This window comes from Oribacterium sinus, from assembly GCF_963553175.1.
Taxonomy (GTDB): Bacteria; Bacillota; Clostridia; order Lachnospirales; family Lachnospiraceae; genus Oribacterium; species Oribacterium sinus_B.
Genome location: NZ_CAUVME010000015.1, coordinates 17,958 through 35,719 on the forward strand (window position 1 = coordinate 17,958; position 17,762 = coordinate 35,719).

The 17,762-nt window shown below is 43.2% G+C and carries 14 protein-coding genes and 1 tRNA gene; 14 read left to right on the top strand and 1 reads right to left on the bottom strand.

Annotated elements, in window-relative coordinates; genetic code table 11:
- Positions 1-2: 2 nt before the first annotated feature.
- From RYO92_RS05780 to upp, 8 genes are all read left to right on the top strand, one after another.
- Positions 3-1,544 carry a UDP-glucose--hexose-1-phosphate uridylyltransferase gene (locus tag RYO92_RS05780; RefSeq protein ID WP_315369763.1) on the top strand — a complete coding sequence of 514 codons (1,542 nt, stop codon included), beginning with the start codon at positions 3-5 and terminating at the stop codon, positions 1,542-1,544.
- Between the two features lie 109 nt (positions 1,545-1,653).
- The gene (locus tag RYO92_RS05785) at positions 1,654-3,582 is read left to right on the top strand and encodes a DNA gyrase/topoisomerase IV subunit B (RefSeq protein ID WP_315369764.1); all 1,929 of its coding nucleotides are present in this window, start codon (positions 1,654-1,656) and stop codon (positions 3,580-3,582) included.
- Positions 3,583-3,603: 21 nt separating this feature from the next.
- A complete protein-coding gene (locus RYO92_RS05790) occupies positions 3,604-5,838 on the top strand; it encodes a DNA gyrase subunit A (RefSeq protein WP_315369765.1) in 2,235 nt (744 codons plus the stop codon).
- A 70-nt stretch (positions 5,839-5,908) separates the two neighbouring features.
- Positions 5,909-6,991 (top strand): aspartate-semialdehyde dehydrogenase, encoded by a 1,083-nt coding sequence (gene asd / locus RYO92_RS05795; protein ID WP_315369766.1) that lies wholly within the window; start codon positions 5,909-5,911, stop codon positions 6,989-6,991.
- Between the two features lie 68 nt (positions 6,992-7,059).
- A complete protein-coding gene (locus tag RYO92_RS05800; RefSeq protein WP_315369767.1) occupies positions 7,060-8,112 on the top strand; it encodes an aldose epimerase family protein in 1,053 nt (350 codons plus the stop codon).
- A 39-nt stretch (positions 8,113-8,151) separates the two neighbouring features.
- Positions 8,152-10,164 carry a DNA topoisomerase gene (locus RYO92_RS05805; protein ID WP_315369768.1) on the top strand — a complete coding sequence of 671 codons (2,013 nt, stop codon included), beginning with the start codon at positions 8,152-8,154 and terminating at the stop codon, positions 10,162-10,164.
- Positions 10,165-10,259: 95 nt separating this feature from the next.
- Entirely contained in the window at positions 10,260-10,934 is a 675-nt protein-coding gene (locus RYO92_RS05810) for a UDP-N-acetylglucosamine pyrophosphorylase (protein ID WP_442945627.1), read from the top strand.
- Positions 10,935-11,107: 173 nt separating this feature from the next.
- Positions 11,108-11,749 carry a uracil phosphoribosyltransferase gene (upp, locus tag RYO92_RS05815; RefSeq protein ID WP_007156049.1) on the top strand — a complete coding sequence of 214 codons (642 nt, stop codon included), beginning with the start codon at positions 11,108-11,110 and terminating at the stop codon, positions 11,747-11,749.
- Between the two features lie 154 nt (positions 11,750-11,903).
- Here the strand turns inward: upp and RYO92_RS05820 are convergent.
- Positions 11,904-11,982 (bottom strand) — tRNA-Leu (locus tag RYO92_RS05820).
- 69 nt (positions 11,983-12,051) lie between these two features.
- Here RYO92_RS05820 and RYO92_RS05825 point away from each other — a divergent pair.
- The 6 genes from RYO92_RS05825 to RYO92_RS05850 are packed head-to-tail and all read left to right on the top strand — an operon-like array spanning position 12,052 to position 17,736.
- Positions 12,052-12,387, top strand: a complete 336-nt coding sequence (locus RYO92_RS05825) for a zf-HC2 domain-containing protein (RefSeq protein ID WP_007156050.1) — start codon at positions 12,052-12,054, stop codon at positions 12,385-12,387.
- A 10-nt stretch (positions 12,388-12,397) separates the two neighbouring features.
- Positions 12,398-15,004, top strand: coding sequence for a DNA polymerase I (gene polA, locus RYO92_RS05830; RefSeq protein WP_315369770.1), 2,607 nt, complete (start codon positions 12,398-12,400; stop codon positions 15,002-15,004).
- Positions 15,005-15,271 carry a hypothetical protein gene (locus tag RYO92_RS05835; protein ID WP_183684058.1) on the top strand — a complete coding sequence of 89 codons (267 nt, stop codon included), beginning with the start codon at positions 15,005-15,007 and terminating at the stop codon, positions 15,269-15,271. It begins immediately after the preceding gene.
- A complete protein-coding gene (coaE, locus tag RYO92_RS05840; RefSeq protein WP_314667438.1) occupies positions 15,250-15,852 on the top strand; it encodes a dephospho-CoA kinase in 603 nt (200 codons plus the stop codon). Before RYO92_RS05835 ends, coaE begins: the two co-directional genes overlap by 22 nt.
- Positions 15,821-16,597, top strand: a complete 777-nt coding sequence (locus RYO92_RS05845) for an MBL fold metallo-hydrolase (protein WP_315369771.1) — start codon at positions 15,821-15,823, stop codon at positions 16,595-16,597. Before coaE ends, RYO92_RS05845 begins: the two co-directional genes overlap by 32 nt.
- A 2-nt stretch (positions 16,598-16,599) precedes the next feature.
- On the top strand, positions 16,600-17,736 hold the full coding sequence (locus RYO92_RS05850; RefSeq protein WP_314346140.1) for a nucleotidyltransferase family protein: 1,137 nt from the start codon (positions 16,600-16,602) through the stop codon (positions 17,734-17,736).
- Positions 17,737-17,762: the final 26 nt, after the last annotated feature.

Here is a 17,762-nt window from a genome sequence, read left to right on the forward strand (position 1 = left end):
AGATGATAGAGGAACTATTACAGGACTTTGTGGCCTATGGCGCTTATTGTAAGCTGATTGAGGAAGCGGACTTTGTCTATATCTATAACAGCCTTGCTACCTTATTAAGGGTAGAACCTAAGGATTATTCTTATGAGAAAATCAGGGAAAAGCTTCAGGGAATTTCCAAGGAAAGCATAGAAGACGGTTCATATTTGGAAAGCTTACTTTCTAAGCTTTTATCCGTTGCCTTGGAAAAAGGCGTTTTAAAAGAGGACAATGTGGTGGAGCGGGATCTTTTGGATACCAGAATCATGGGAATTCTTACAGACCGTCCAAGCCATGTGCAAGAAAAGTTCCGGAAATATTATCAGGAATCTCCTCAAAAGGCTACAGAGTATTTCTATGAATTTAGCCAAAACAATGACTATATTCGTCGCTATCGTATTCGGAAGGATATTCATTTTCATAAGGAAACAGACTACGGTCCTGTGGAAATCAGCATTAACTTAAGTAAACCGGAGAAGGATCCGAAGATGATTGCCCTCCTTGGGAAGATGCAGTCCTCTTCCTATCCGGCTTGCATGCTTTGTAAAGAAAGCGAGGGCTATGGAGGAAGACTGGACTTTCCGGCAAGAGAAAACCATAGAATTATTCCCTTAAACCTGGCAGGGGAGGAGTTTTTCTTCCAGTATTCTCCCTATGTGTATTATCCGGAGCATTGCATTGTTTTCCACAAGGAGCATAAGCCCATGCGGATTTCTGCGGAAATCTTCCCTAAGCTTTTCTCCTTTGTAGAGCAATTTCCCCATTATTTTGTGGGCTCCAATGCGGATCTTCCCATTGTGGGAGGCTCCATCCTTTCCCATGAGCATTTTCAGGGAGGTAACTATAGCTTTCCTATGGAAAAGGCGGAAGTTGAGGAATACTTTACATTGGAAAACTATCCTACTATAAAGGCCGGAATCGTAAACTGGCCCATGTCCGTGATTCGCCTAAGGGGAAAGGATGTTTCGGAGCTATCCTCCTGCGGAACGATGATTTTAGAGCGTTTCCGAAACTATTCCGATCCGGCGGTTTCCCTCCATGCCTTTACGGAGGATACTCCCCACAATACCATTACTCCCATCGCCAGAAGAAGGGGAGAGGATTTTGAGTTGGATTTGGTGCTGAGAAACAACCTTTGTACCAAGGAGCATCCCCTGGGATTGTTCCATCCCCATGAGGAGTATCACCATATTAAGAAGGAAAATATCGGTCTTATCGAAGTCATGGGTCTTGCAGTTCTTCCCGCAAGACTTAAACAGGAGCTGGAGGAGCTGGAAGCAGCGCTTGTTTCCGGAGAAGATTTACGGAAAAAAGAAAGCCTTCAGAAGCATGCGGATTGGGGCGATGAGATTTTAAGAAAATATCCGAAGCTTTCTTCGGAAAATGTCCATGAAATTGTGCAGGAGGAATTGGCCAAGGTTTTCATGGAGGTTCTTTCCTGTGCCGGAATCTTTAAAAGAAATCCTGAAGGAAAGGAAGCTTTCCGTCGTTTTACGGAAGTGATTTCTAAAGCATAATTTTCGAAATAGAAAAAATAGGGCAGTAAGGGAAAGCCCAATATAGGGCAGTAAGGACAAGCTCAAAATAGAGCAGTAAGGAAAAGCCCGGGAAATAAAAAGGAGAAAAATGGCAAAGAGCTATAATGCAGACAGTATTACTGTTTTAGAGGGATTGGAAGCGGTACGAAGAAGGCCCGGAATGTATATCGGATCCATCGGAAGCAAGGGCTTAAATCATTTGATTTATGAGATTGTGGATAATTCCGTAGACGAGCATTTGGCAGGATATTGTACGGAAATATCTGTAACCCTCCATAAAGACGGTTCCTGTACGGTAAGGGATAATGGACGTGGAATTCCTGTTGACCGGCATAAGAAGGGGATTTCTGCGGAAAGAATCGTAATGACTACCCTTCACGCCGGAGGAAAGTTTGATGATAGCTCCTATAAAACCTCCGGAGGCTTACATGGTGTAGGTTCCTCCGTGGTGAACGCCCTGTCCAACTATATGCGGGTCAGGGTTTATCAGAATGGAAAAATTTACGAAGATGAGTATGAAAGAGGGATTCCAAAGACGGAGTTGATTGACGGCCTTTTACCTGTGGTGGGAAAAAGCAAGGAGACAGGTACGGAAACCACCTTTATTCCGGATGACAGCATTTTCGAAAAAACTCGTTTTAAGGAGGAGTGGCTGATGTCCCGCCTCCATGAGACTGCCTACTTAAATCCTACCCTTCACCTTCATTTCCGTGATGAACGGGGAGAGGAAGTTGTCAGCAGAGATTACTACGAGCCGGAAGGACTTCATGCCTTTGTGGCGGAGCTGGTAAAGGATCAGACGAAGATTGTGTCTCCCATCATATCCTTTCAGGGAAAGAGCGGTAAGACAGAGGTGGAGTGTGCCTTCCAGTTCACTGACAGCTTTGAAGAAAATCTTTTGGGCTTTTGTAACGGCATCTATACCCAGGAGGGGGGAACCCACATTGTGGGCTTAAAGACAAAATTTGCTCAAATGATGAATAGCTATGCAAGGCAACTGGGCATTTTAAAGGAGAAGGATCCGAACTTTACCGGAGCGGATACCAGAAATGGTATGGTGGCTGTGCTTTCCGTAAAGTATCCGGAGCCGGTTTTTGAGGGGCAGACCAAAACCAAGCTGGCTTCTTTAGAGGCGGCTAAGGATGTTTCCTCAGTGGTAGGGGAAGAGCTGGAGCGATACTTTGACAGAAACCTGGAAATCGTGAAAGCCATTCTTTCCTGTGCGGAAAAATCCGCCAAGATTCGAAAGCAGGAAGAAAAGGCCAAGGTAAACCTTTTATCTAAGTCCAAGTACAGCTTTGATTCCAACGGAAAGCTGGCTAATTGCATTTCCAAAACGCCGGAGGAATGTGAAATTTTTATCGTGGAGGGAGACAGTGCGGGAGGCTCTGCCAAAACCAGCAGAAACCGCCACACTCAAGCCATCCTTCCTTTAAGAGGAAAGATCTTAAATGTGGAGAAGGCTTCCATGGATAAGGTATTGGCCAATGCGGAAATTAAGACCATGATTAATGCCTTTGGTTGCGGCTTTTCCGAGGGATTTGGAAATGACTTTGATATTTCCAAGCTTCGTTATCATAAAATTATCCTAATGACGGATGCGGATGTGGATGGAAGCCATATTGATACTTTATTACTTACTTTCTTTTATCGCTTTATGCCGGAACTGATTCAGGAAGGGCATATCTATGTTTCCATGCCACCCCTGTATCTTGTGATTCCGGACAATAAAAAAGAAAAGCCCCGGTATTTATATGATGAAAAGGCATTACTTGCTTATCAGAAGAAGCATGGCAGTTCCGGCTATGAGTTAAAGCGCTTTAAGGGGCTTGGAGAAATGAATCCCAAGGAGCTTTGGGAAACGACTCTCAATCCGGAAAACCGAGTGCTGAAGAGGGTGGAAATTGAGGATGCCAAGCTGGCTTCTCAGGTTACCAGTATGCTGATGGGTACGGAGGTGGCTCCCAGAAGAGAGTTCATCTTCACCCATGCTATGGAAGCGGAAATCGATGCATAGAAAGGCTGAGGAAGAGAAAGTATGCCAGAACAAATTTTAACCACGGAATTTTCCGAGGAAATGCAAAAGTCCTATCTGGACTATTCCATGAGCGTAATTACCAGTAGAGCCGTTCCGGATATTCGGGACGGTTTAAAGCCAGTGCAAAGAAGAGTCCTTTTTGATATGGGAGAGTTAAGGGTTTTCCATGACAGACCTACTTTAAAGTCTGCCAGAATCTGCGGTGATACCATGGGTAAATATCACCCCCACGGAGACAGCTCCATCTATGAAACCTTAGTGGTTTTGGCCCAGGGCTTTAAGAAGAATCAGGCCCTGGTGGAGGGACAGGGAAACTTCGGCTCCATTGAAGGAGACTCTGCGGCGGCTCCCCGATATACGGAGGCTCGTTTGGAGAAATTTACGGAGGAGGTCTTACTGCAAGATCTGGCCCTTTCCGTTCCCTTCCAGCCTAACTATGATGGAAAATTAGAGGAGCCGGTGGTGCTTCCCGCTAAGATTCCTTATTTTCTTTTAAATGGTTCTGAGGGTATTGCAGTGGGCATGACCACTTCTACACCTTCTCATAATTTGTCCGAAGTGATTTCTTTGATTCTTTCCTATCTTAAAAATCCGGAGCTTTCCCTTTCGGAAATGCTGGAAATCATGCCGGGACCGGATTTTCCTACCGGCGGAATTGTAGCGAATCAGTCCGAGCTGGAAGAAATCTACCGAAGCGGACAGGGAAGACTTCGTTTAAGAGGTAAGCTCTCCTTTGAGAAAAAGGAAGGTCGTTCCGACAGGGATAAGCTGGTGGTAACGGAGATACCCTATACCATGGTGGGACAGGGCATCAGTAAGTTTATGCAGGATGTAGCGAATCTTTGCGAGGAAAAAAAGATTAATGATATTCTGGATATTTCCAACCAGTCCAATGAACAGGGAATTCGTATCGTTTTAGAGTTAAAGTCCGGAGCGGATATTGAAAAGATAGAAAATATTCTTTATAAAAAGACCAAGCTGGAGGACAGCTTCCCGGTCAATATGTTGGCCATTGCCCATGGAAGACCGGAAACTCTTTCTTTGAAGAGAATTTTAGAAGAATATCTTGGCTTTCAGGTAGAAAGACTGGAGGCGAAGTTCTCCAAATTACTGGAAAAGGAAGAAAGAAAGCGGGAAATCGAGGAAGGTTTGATTTCCGCGGTGGACTGTATCGATGCCATCATTGCACTGCTTCGGGGAGCCAAGAATCATAAGGATGCGAAAACCGCTCTGATGCAGGGGGATTTATCTTTAATCCAGCTAAAGGAAAGGGATGAAGTTTTTCGAAAGACCATAGAGGGTTTCCGATTTACAGATTTACAGGCTCAGGCCATCCTGGATATGCGCCTGTCCAAGCTTATCGGCTTGGAGATTTTGTCTCTGCAAAAGTCCCATAGAGAAAGCCTGAAAAACATTAAAAACTATAAGGAGCTTTTGGGCTCCAAAAAGGTGCTTTATGCTCATTTGGAGCAGGAGCTTCTGCAAATCCAAAAGGATTACGGGAAGGAAAGAAAAACGAAAATCTGTGATGCCCGGGAAGCTGTATATGACGATACTGCCATTGAAGAGATGGATTTATATTATTTGCAGGATCGTTTTGGTTATGTAAAGTGTGTAGACCCGGGTACCTTCCAGAGAAATAAGGAAAGTATTGAGGCGGACTATGCCTATGTACTTCCCTGTAAGAATACGGATCGTCTCCTCTTCTTTACAGATTTAGGAAATATGCACCAGATTAAGATCTTGGATGTTCCGGTTACGAAGTTTAAGGATAAAGGCGTTCCCCTGGATAATCTGAGTAAGTTCTCTGCAGAGCAGGAAAGAGTGGTGGCAGTCTTTATTCGAAAGGTATTAGAGGAAGAAACCCTTCTCTTTGTGACGGAACAGGCTCAGATTAAGAGGGTAAAGGGAGAAGAATTTGCCACCCAGAACCGTCTGGTCCAGGCCACCAAACTGGGAGAAGAGGATAGACTCCTGAGTGTACTGCCTGTTTTGGAAGAGGATATTGTTTTGGAAACGGAGGATTCCTATTTCCTAAGATTCTCTTTATCGGAAGTACCTTTACAGAAAAAGACAGCGAAAGGTGTACTGGCTATGAGTTTGCGGCCTAAGGATTATGTTAAAAAGGTATATTCTCTTGCTACAGAGGAAAATGTGGAGCTGGAAAGTAAAACCCTGAACCTGCAAAGATTAAAGCAGGGAAAAAGAGGGGGAAAGGGTGTAAAGCATAGTTAGGGAAAATACTTTTTTTCATCACCCTGCCATGCTACAATAGAGGCGTTAATGAGGAATAGAGGGAAAAGATATGGAAAAATTTAAAGTAGGTATTTTAGGAGCAACAGGAATGGTGGGACAGCGTTTTGCCACTTTACTGGCAGAACACCCATGGTTTGAGGTGGCTTGTCTTGCCGCCTCTCCAAGATCCAGCGGCTTAACTTATGAAGAAGCGGTAGGGGATCGTTGGAAGCTGGAAGAACCTATGCCTGAGAAATTAAAGAAGGTGGTGGTTAAGGATGTATCCAAGGTAGAAGATGTGGTACAGGGCCTGGACTTCGTTTTCTCCGCTGTGGATATGAAGAAGGAGGAAATCAAAGCCATCGAGGAGGCATATGCCAAGGCAGAGGTTCCGGTGGTTTCCAACAACTCTGCACATCGCTGGACAGAGGATGTTCCCATGGTAGTTCCTGAGATTAATCCGGAGCATTATAAGCTGATTGAAAAGCAGAGAAAGCGTTTAGGAACCAAGAGAGGCTTTATTGCGGTTAAGCCTAACTGTTCCATCCAGTCCTATGCTCCTGCTTTAGCAGCATGGGCAGAATATGAGCCTTATGAGTGTGTAATTTCCACCTATCAGGCTATATCCGGTGCAGGAAAGAACTTTGAGACTTGGCCTGAGATGGTAGGAAATATCATTCCTTATATCGGCGGAGAGGAAGAAAAGTCCGAGAAGGAGCCTCTTCGTGTATTGGGAACTTATACAGAGGACGGCATTAAGCTGAAGGAGGGATTGGTTTTAAGTGCTCAGTGTATCCGCGTTCCTGTTTTAAACGGACACACTGCTACAGTTTCCATTCGTTTCCGGAAGAAGGTTACTAAGGATGAGTTGATTTCCGCTCTTAGAAATTACAAGGGCTTACCCCAGGAGAAGAATTTACCCTCTGCACCGAAGCAGTTTATTCAGTATTTGGAAGAGGACAACAGACCATCTGTTCTTACGGATGTGAATTTTGAAAAGGGAATGGGAATCTCCATCGGAAGATTACGGGAAGATAATCTTTTCGATTTCAAGTTTGTGGGACTGAGCCACAACACCCTTAGAGGGGCAGCCGGCGGTGGAGTACTTTCCGCGGAAACTTTGGTAGAGCTTGGATATATTCAAAAAAGATAAAGTGTAGGGGGTGTGAACGAGGGGGATTTACTTTCTTTTTCACACTCCTTTTTTTCAGGAGGCTTGCTATGCGTATTGAAAAATGTGGTCATTTTGTAGATGAAAGAGAAGTACATCGTTATATTTTGGAAAATAAGAATGGGGTTCAGGCGGTTTTCACCGACCTTGGCGCTGTCTGGCTATCCTTTCTTTTTCCGGATCGTAGCGGGAAATTGGTGGATGTGCTTTTGTCCGTTGAAAACTGGGAAGATTTAATGGAAAACCCGGGACATATGGGAGAGGTGGTCGGAAGAAATGCCAACCGTATTAGTGGGGGACGTTTTCAGCTACATGGGAAAGAATACCATTTGTTTTTAAATGACAAGCAGCATAGCAACTGCCATTCCGGTCCGGAATATTTTGGCAGAAGATTATTTCAGGCAAAGCAAAAGGGAGAAAATTCCATTTGTTTTTCCCTTTTTTCCAAAGATATGGATCAGGGTTTTCCCGGAAATATGGATTTTTCCGTGACCTATGAGTTGACGGAGGATAATGCTTTGCATATTCGCTATAAGGGAAATTCGGATAAGGATACCCTGATGAATTTTACCAACCATGCCTATTTTAATCTATCCGGTCATGACCAGGGAAATATAGCGGAACAAAGTGTTCGAATTTTCGCTTCCCACTATACTCCCTCCGATGAATTTTTGATTCCTACGGGAGAGATTCGTCCTGTTACGGGAACAGCCTTTGATTTCCGAGAGGAAAGACCGATTTTTGAGAAAGCCTTTAAGAAAGATAAGGAGCTTTTGGCGGCAGGGGGCTATGATCATAACTTTTGTGTAGACGGGGAAGCGGGAAGCCTTCGAAAAGCAGCTATAGCTTACTCCAAGAAAACAGCCATTGAAATGTTGGTAGAAACGGATTGTCCGGGAATTCAGTTCTATACCGCCAATTTTTTAATGGCGGAGGATATGGGAAAGGGCGGAGTGAGCTATGAGCCCCATAGCGGATATTGCTTTGAAACCCAGTACTATCCGGATGCCATCAATGTTCCTAACTTTCTTGCCCCTATTGTAGCTGCAGGCTCCACCTACCATTCTGAAACCATCTATCGTTTTCGGCAAAGATTGATTTAAATATACTAAGAAGGAATTTATAGAAAATATAGAGATTTCATGTCAAATACAGATGTAGGAAAGAAAAAAAATTTATATATTGCGGAGAAACCTTCTGTAGCCAAGCAATTTGCGGAAGCCCTGGGGGTAAATACCAACTCTTCCGGAAGAAGAGGCTATATTGAGGCGGGAGAACATATCTTTACCTGGTGTGTAGGACATCTGGTCAGTATGAGCTATCCGGAGGTTTATGATGAGAAGTACAAGAGTTGGCGTATGGAAACCCTTCCCTTCCTTCCCAAGGAATTTCTTTATGAGGTGATTCCTTCCGTTAAAGAGCAATTTCAACAGGTTACAGGCCTGATGGAACGGGAAGATATCGGCTGCATTTATGTTTGTACCGACTCCGGACGGGAGGGGGAATACATTTACCGTTTGGTAGCCTCTTTTTGCAAGAATTTAAAGGCGGAGGAAAGACGAGTTTGGATTGATTCACAAACTAAGGAAGAGATTCTTCGAGGCATACGGGAAGCAAAGCTAGAATCCGCCTATGATTCTTTAGCCAAAGCCGCCTATTTACGAGCCAAGGAAGATTATCTTATGGGAATTAATTTTTCCAGAGTATTGACCTTAAGGTATGGCAGAGCTTTGGCAAAAAGCCTTGGCAAGGAAAAAAGTGCTCTGATTGCCGTGGGACGAGTGATGAGCTGCGTTTTGGCTATGATTGTCCAAAGAGAGTGGGAAATCCGTCGTTTTCAAAAGACTGTCTTCTATAAAGCTCTGGGGGATTTTTCCCTGGAAGAGGGAGGGGAAGCCGGTCTTCTTTGTGAGTTTCGAAGCAGAGAGGAAAGCCCTTATTATAAAGAGAAGGATTTATACAAAAATATCGGCTTTCTGCTAAAGGAAAAGGGAGAGGAATTTTTGGGGATATTTTCTCCACTACCCAGGGAAGGAAGAGTGACTGCTCTGGAAAAAAAGAAGGAAAGTAAAAATCCTCCATTGCTCTATAATTTGGCGGAGCTCCAAAACGAATGCTCAAAGTCTTTAAAAATCAGTCCTGACGAGTGTTTAAAGCTTGTACAGGAGCTTTATGAGAAGAAAATGTGTACCTATCCCCGTACGGATGCCAGAGTATTATCCACTGCAGTAGCTAAGGAGATCGAGAAAAATATTCAGGGACTTTTGTCTTTTTCCCCCTATGCAAAGTATGCCAAAGAGGTTCTTGCTATGGACAGTGTGAAATCCATTGCCCGTTCCCGCTATACAGACGACAAAAAGATAACGGATCACTATGCCATTATTCCTACGGGACAGGGAGCAGGACAATATAATTCCCTTTCCTATCAGGGAAAGAGGGTGCTGGACTTTATTATTCGTCGTTTCTTGTCTATTTTTTATCCTGCCGCAGAGTACAAAAAGATAGCTTTAGAAATTGAAGTTTCGGGAGAATGCTTTGTTGCCAACGAAAAAGTATTGACTAAGGATGGTTATCTTTGCCTTTATCAAAAGAAAGATAAGGATAAAGAGACTTCTCCGGCAGATTCCACCGGTAGTGGCAATGGCCAGGGGGCTGAGGAAACGGAATCAGAGGAAGCGGTCACGGAAAGCGGCAATCCCAAGCTTTCCGAACTGAAAAAGGGCGCCAAGCTTTATTTACAGGAGCTTAAGCTAAAGGAGGGAGAAACCCAGCCCCCTAAGCGATATACCTCCGGAAGTATGATTCTGGCCATGGAAAATGCGGGAAAGCTGATAGAAGATGAAGAGCTTCGTGCCCAGATAAAGGGTTCCGGTATAGGAACATCCGCTACCAGAGCCGGAATTTTAAGCAAGCTTGAGAAAAATGAATATATTCATTTGGAAAAAAAGAATCAACAATTGAGCCCCAGCGAACTGGGAGAAAAGATTGTGCAGATTCTTTCCAAATCCATACCGGCTTTATTGAATCCCACTCTTACCGCCTCTTGGGAGAAGGGGCTTTCCTATGTGGAGGGAGGAGAAATTTCGGAAGAAGAATATATGCGGAAGCTGGAAGCCTTTGTAGAAAAGAATACCAATAAGGTAAAGAGTTTATAAAGTAAAATGCCGGACATCCAATAATTTAAAGAGTAAAGAGTAAAGAGTTTATAGAAGTATCGACTTGTGATTTTGCGACAAAGAGAGGAGCAATGATGAAAAAGAAGGACTTGGAATGTAAAGCTTTTTATCCATCCTTAGAGGAACCTTACCAATCCCTTTTTGAAGGATGTCAATATCCCTGGGAGGCCTTACCGAAGATTAAAACCTGGATTTCCGCTATGCAGGGAAAGCTTCCTTCAGGCTTTCAAGAAGTGAAAAAAGGAGTTTTTGTCCATGAGAGTGTAAAGCTTTATCCCAATGTATATCTGGGGGAGAATATTATTATTATGGCGAACTGCGAAGTCCGTCCGGGAGCCTTTTTACGGGAAAATGTATTTGCCGGAGAGGGCTGTGTCTTAGGAAATAGCTGTGAATTTAAAAATGCGGTTCTTTTCCCCCATGTGCAAACTCCTCATTACAACTATGTGGGGGATTCCATTTTAGGAGAATACTCTCATCTGGGAGCAGGGGCATTAACCTCCAATGTAAAATCCGACAAGACCCTGGTAAAGGTTCATGCAGAAGACGGAGAGCTTGAAACAGGCTTAAAGAAATTTGGAGCCATTGTGGGAGAACAGGTGGAAGTAGGCTGTCAGTCCGTACTGAATCCGGGAACCATACTTTGCTCTCATTCCAATATTTATCCCTTATCTCCGGTACGGGGTATTGTTCCTCCTAAACATATTTATAAAGATAAGAACAATATTGTACAAAAAGAAGAGAGATAGAATTAAGAACAGAAAAAATGCATCGTATTGGGGCGTTGATAAAGAATGGGTCTTCTTTCTTGAAAGCATAAAAGAATTAGAAAAGACTTGAAAAAGAAAATACTCTGTACTATCGTCTTAACGGAGTAAAGATTACCAGCACCCTGGATTAGAACAATAGGAAAGGAAAAGCCATGAACGAATTTGGAGAGAATGTAATTATTTTAGATCATCCCTTAATCACCCATAAAATTTCCATTTTAAGGGATAAGAACACCGGAACCAATGAATTTCGTCAGTTGGTGGAAGAGATTGCTATGTTGATGGGATTCGTGGCTTTGTCCGACCTTCCCATGACGAAAATGCCGGTGGAGACCCCTATCGAAAAGACGGAGACTTTGGTTATTGCCGGACGAAAGCTGGCCATTGTTCCTATCTTAAGAGCGGGACTGGGAATGGTTTCAGGACTTACGGCACTGGTTCCTTCCGCAAAGATTGGACATATCGGTTTGTACAGAGATGAAACAACCCATAATCCGGTGGAATATTTCTGTAAATTGCCAAACCCCATCGAAGAAAGAATCATTGTGGTTTGCGATCCCATGCTGGCTACCGGCGGTTCCGGAGTGGATGCCATCAGCCAGATTAAAAAGCACGGAGGAAAGAAAATTAAATTTGTTTGTATTATTGCCGCTCCTGAAGGCGTAAAGAAGCTTCACGAAGCCCATCCGGACGTACAAATATATGTGGGTAATCTGGATCGGGAGTTAAATGAAAATGCCTATATCTGCCCGGGCTTGGGAGATGCCGGAGATAGAATTTTCGGTACAAAATAGGAATAAGAGAAAATCGCAAGAAGCGAATTATAATAAGCTAGTTGAATAAGTTAATCGAATAAGCATATTGTAAATAAGCGGATTGTAAATAGGCTATAGAATTATATAGGACTGGAAAATGGCATAAAAAAAGGAGAGATTTCTCTCTCCTTCATGCCGCCAGCCGGACTCGAACCGGCACGGTTTCCCGCTTGATTTTGAGTCAAGTGCGTCTGCCATTCCGCCACGGCGGCAAGAACAGAACCTAGGTTACCACTTTTTTCTTTTCTTTGCAAGTCCTTTATCAAGAAAATGGGAGAAAAATGAATTGTTTAGAGGCCAGAAAATATATTAATGATTTTATCCAGGGCAACTGGGAAGAGGAACAATGTGAGTCCTTTTTGGAGCATATGGAATCCTGCAAAGATTGTCGGGAAGAGCTTAGAATTACCCATATGATCTATGAGGGATTGCAGAGCTTAGAGGGAGAACAGGAAGAGCTGCAGCTGGAAAAATCCTATCAAAACTTAATAGAAGAAGCCAATTTCTTTATCTTCCAAAACCATTTTTTCAGGGGACTGAGAATTGTGGTACATTCCCTTCTTTTTTGGGCAGTTTTCTTTTCTGCCTGGTATAGTTTGTACGGATTTATAGGATAGGAGTAAGGCATTGAAAAGAGAGAAAATCTTATTAATTGATGGTCATAGTATATTAAGCAGAGCCTTCTATGGGGTTCCTTTTTTAAACAATAAAGAGGGAATTCCCACCAACGGAATCTATGGCTTTTTAAACATTTTGTTTAAAGAGATAGAGCTGGAAGAGACAGAATATGTGGCTGTGGCCTTTGATGTTCCAAAGCCCACTTTTCGCCATAAGCTATTTCCGGAATATAAGGGTACCAGAAAGGGAATGCCAGAGGAACTGAAGGAACAGGTTCCTTTATTGCAGGAGCTTTTACGGAAAATGCATATGCCTCTCCTGATGATGGAGGGCTTTGAAGCGGATGACATTCTGGGAACCGTTGCCAAGCAAATGCAGGCAGAGGGGAAGGAAGTAGTGGTAGTTTCCGGAGACCGGGATCTGTTACAACTGTCCGATGAACATATAAAAATCAGTATTCCCAAAACCTCTAAGGGGGAAACTAAGGTTTTTTCCTATTATCCCAAGGATGTGGAGGAGGAATGGGGGGTAAGCCCCATAGAGTTTATTGATTTAAAGGCTCTCATGGGAGACAGCTCCGACAATATACCGGGAGTTCCGGGAATGGGAGAAAAAACCGCTACATGGATTATTCAAAAGTATAAAAGTATCGAGGAAGCCTATGCCCATGCAGAGGATTCTGAATTTAAAGTGCCCAGAAAACCAAGTGCCGGAAAGGACCTTAAGGAGCATTTTGAACTGGCGAAGCTCTCCAAGGAGCTTGCCACCATCAATATTCATGTGCCTATTAGCTTAAATTTTTCCGATTGTAAGTGGGAAAACTATGCTAATTCCGAAAGTAAGGAATTGATTCGAAAGTGGGAATTCCGTTCCCTTTATTCCCGTTTTGAAGAGGAGGAGAGTACAGCGGAGAAAAAACTTAGTCTTCCTGCGTGGAAGGATGTTACAGATCCTTATCTTGCCAAAATTGCCTTTAAGGATGCAAAAAAACAAAAATCAGCCGGCATTTTTATGCAAGCAGATCCATCCGATGGGGGAAAGCTGTATGTTTATCTCTGCCTTTCCGACACAAGACTCTATCGTATCCCTCTGTCCCTTTGCGAAGAAGAGCTCACAGAGCTTCTGAAGGAGGGAGAATATTTCACCCTGCAGTTAAAGGATCAGTACCATCTTTGGGAGGAGCTTTTAGAGGGTGAAATTCATGATTTATCTCTAGGAGCTTACCTTTTGAATCCTTTAAAGGATTCTTATGCCTATGATGACTTAGCCAGAGATTATATGGACCTTGTACTGCCGGGAAAGAAGGAGCTTCAAAATACCGCTGAAGAGGGGCTATATTCCGCCTTTGTTTCTTGGCAGGCTAAAAATAGAATTTTTCAGGAGCTGAAGGATACAGAGCAGTGGGAATTGTATAGGGATGTGGAAGAGCCTTTGGTGCCTGTACTTTACCGTATGGAGAAGGCAGGAATTTTAGTAGATAAGGAGGCTCTTCTGTCCTACGGAGAAGAGCTTAAGAAGAATATTGCCATGCTGCAGGAAGAAATCTATGCTATGGCAGGGGAAGAATTTAATATTAATTCTCCTCAACAGCTTGGGGGAATCCTTTTTGAGAAAATGCAGCTTCCCGGAGGAAAGAAGACGAAGACCGGATATTCCACTGCGGTGGATGTTTTAGAAAAATTACAAGAAGACTATCCTATTGTAGAGAAAATCTTAAAATACAGAACCTATTCCAAGCTAAACTCCACCTATGCGGAAGGATTAAGCAATTATGTGGGAGAGGACCAAAGAATTCACGGAAGCTTCCAGCAGATGGTAACGGCCACAGGAAGGCTTTCTTCCACTGAACCGAATTTACAGAACATTCCGATTCGTACGGAGATGGGAAGGGTATTCCGTTCCGTTTTTATTCCTAAGGAGGGATCTGTTTTTCTGGATGCGGACTATTCCCAGGTAGAGCTTAGACTTTTAGCTTCTTTGTCCAAGGATGAAAAACTGATTGAAGCCTACAGGAAGGATGCGGATATTCATAGAGTAACCGCCTCCGAAGTGTTCCACGTGCCTTTGGAAGAGGTAACGCCGGAGCTTAGAAGAAATGCCAAGGCGGTGAACTTCGGTATTGTCTACGGCATTTCCGCCTTCGGGCTTTCCGAAGGCTTAAGCATCTCCCGGCAGGAGGCCAAGGAGTATATTGAGCGATATTTTACAAGCTATCCCAAAGTTAAGGAATATTTAGACGGAGAAGTAGCCTTTGCCAGAGAACATTCCTTTGTGAAGACCCTTTTTGGCAGACGCAGACCTTTACCGGAGATTCATGCCTCCAACTTTATGAGAAGAAGCTTTAGTGAGCGTGTAGCCATGAACGCTCCTATTCAGGGAACTGCTGCGGATATTATCAAAAAGGCTATGGTGATTGTAGATCAAAAGCTAACAGAAAAGAACTGTCAAAGCCGTATTGTTCTTCAAATCCATGATGAGCTCTTATTGGAAGTTGTAAAGGAGGAGCTGGAGACCGTAAAGGATATTCTGGTTTCCGCTATGGAACATGTAGTTTCTCTACCGGTTCCCTTGATTGTAGAGGCTACTGTAGGAAATAACTGGGATGAGGCTCACTAAATGGAAATCGAAAAGAAGGATTTAATGCCCCTTAGCTTTTTGAAAAAGGAAAGATATACTGCTTCCTTTCAGGGAATGCGGTATTTTATGGAAAAAAAGGAAGAAGAAGGGGAGAATCATTTGTTGGTAGCCTGCTGGCCGGAGCCCTTTGCCTTTGCTTATACGAAAGAAGAGGAGAAAAGCTATAAAAGCTTTCCCTTTACGGAGGAAGGCTTGGAAGAAGCCAGGGCTTATTTAATGGAGGAATGGGAAAGGCGGAAAGGGTGAAGAAGGAAATCATTGGGGTAATCGGAGGGATTGCCAGCGGAAAATCCACCGTACTTTCCATCCTCCAAGGGGACTTTTCCTATCGTATTTTACGAATGGACGAGTTGGCTAAAGCATTATATCAAGAAGAAGCTGTTTTAAGAGAAATAAAAAAGCTTTTGCCCGCTTCGGTATTTACAAAGGAGGGAGCTTTATCCTTTTCAAGACTTAGAACTCTGCTGTTTACTGAGCCGGAGAGAAAGAAGCATTTGGAAGAATTGATTCATCCTTTGGTTTTTCAAGAAGTATCTAAAGAAATAGAGCGGGTAAGACTGCTGGGAGAAAAGCTTGCAGTGGAGACGGCTTTGCCCAATCAGGATTTTCTTTCTCAATGTGACCTGATTTTTTATCTGGATGCATCGGAGGAAACACGTTGTAAACGGCTAATAGAAAGTCGGGGACTGGAGAAAGAAGAAGCCTTTCAGATTATTCACAGCCAAAGCGTTGAGCGCTTTAAAGAGCAGGCACAACTAGTAATTAATACGGAAGAGAGTATAGAAAGAGTAAGAGATGAGATTTGCCAGTATTTCCAGCGGATCTAGCGGAAATGTAAGTTTTGTTTCCTCCGGATCCCACCATATCCTTTTGGATGCGGGGGTAGGAATCCGGAGTATAGAGTCGGCATTAAGAGGCCTGGATATATCCTGTAAAGATATTGAGGGAATCTGTGTTACCCATGAACATATCGATCATATTAAGGCCATAGGAAGCCTTTGCAGAAAATACACTATCCCCGTTTATGCCACCCTGGGAACATTACAGGGAATTTTACTTTGTGATGCCATGAAAGAGTTCCCCAAGGAGCTTTTACGACCTATTCTAAAGGATGAAAGCTTTCAAATCGGAGATCTTTCCGTCTTACCCTTCAGTGTTTCTCATGATACCAGAGATCCTGTGGCTTATCGGGTGAGCTGTGGAGAAAAATCTGTGGCGGTGGTTACGGATTTAGGTTGTTATGATGAGTACACAATCTCTCATTTACAAAAGCTGGATGTTCTGCTTCTGGAGGCCAATCATGATGTTACTATGGTGGAAAAAGGACCCTATCCTATGGCATTAAAAAGAAGAATTTTATCCAATGTGGGTCACCTTTCCAATCTTCATAGTGGAGAGTTGTTAAAGGAACTGGTACATCCCGACTTAAAAAAAGTATTTCTGGGGCATCTCAGTGCGGAAAACAATGATCCGGACCTGGCTTTGGCTACCGTGAAAAAAGAGGTAAAGGAGCCGGAATTGGAGATAGCTTTGGCAAAACGTTCCGCTTTATCGGATTGTGTGGAGTGGTAATCATGATCAATGGGAAAAAAGTAGCCGGTGTAGTCAGTGAGTTTAACCCCTTTCATAAGGGACATGAATACTTACTCCGGGGTATTCGGCAGGATTTTCAGGCGGAGTATATTGTAACCGTAATGTCGGGAGACTTTGTACAAAGGGGAGAACCTGCTTTTTTTTCAAAATTCGAAAGGGCGGAGAAGGCGGTAAACAAGGGAATAGACCTTGTTATCCAACTGCCGGTTCTTTATTCCCTGGCCTCCAGTGAATATTTTGCTTACGGAGCCATTAAGATTTTGGAAGAGCTTTCCTTTGTGGATATATTGGTTTTCGGCTCGGAATCCTACGATTTAAATAGGCTTAGAAGCCTTGCCAGGTTTTTTCTTCGAGAGAAAGAGGGGCAGGAAAAGGAATATCAAAAACAATTAAAGGAATTTATGGCAAAGGGAAATTCTTATCCCAGGGCGAGAGAAATAGCTTTGGAAGCTTTTTTTACGGGGGAAATTTTGGCCAATGACGGTTTGGGAATTTCCTACTTAATGGCTTTAGAGAGACTTCATTCTTCTATGGATGTGGGAATCATTCGGAGAAACTTGCACCTTGCTTCCGCCCACAGTATCCGAAAGGATATTCGGGAAAGCTGCGGAAAGGATTGTGATCACCCTTGCTATACAGAAGCGGAGAAGCTCTATCCTTTTCTTCGCTATCGTTTAATGGAATTAAAAAGAGATAAGATTGCTTTGGATTCTTTTTGGGATGTATCTTCTGATCTGGCAAATAGAATAGAAGCTTCTTTTGCGAAAAAACTTCCTTTTACGCAGTGGATTCAATATCTTAAAGGGAAAAATTATACTTATAGCAGAGTAAGCAGGTCTCTACTCCATATTCTTTTGGATATAAGAGAAGAAGAGGCAAGAGAAGAATTGGATAAAGTCTCTCCCTATTACAGAATTTTAGCCGCAAGCAGCTTAGGGAGAGATTTGCTGTCTCACCTTCCTCCAAACAGCATTTTTCGATTAGGAAATGCTCTGAAGGAGCATCCTGAATGGGAAAATATAAGGCTGATGAAGTGGGATTTATTTGCGGGACAATTATTTCAGGAAATCTACCTGACAGGAAGAGAAGAACGACGTGAAAAGTTCATAAAATTGTGATAGTATAAAGACAAGAAGGAGGTAGT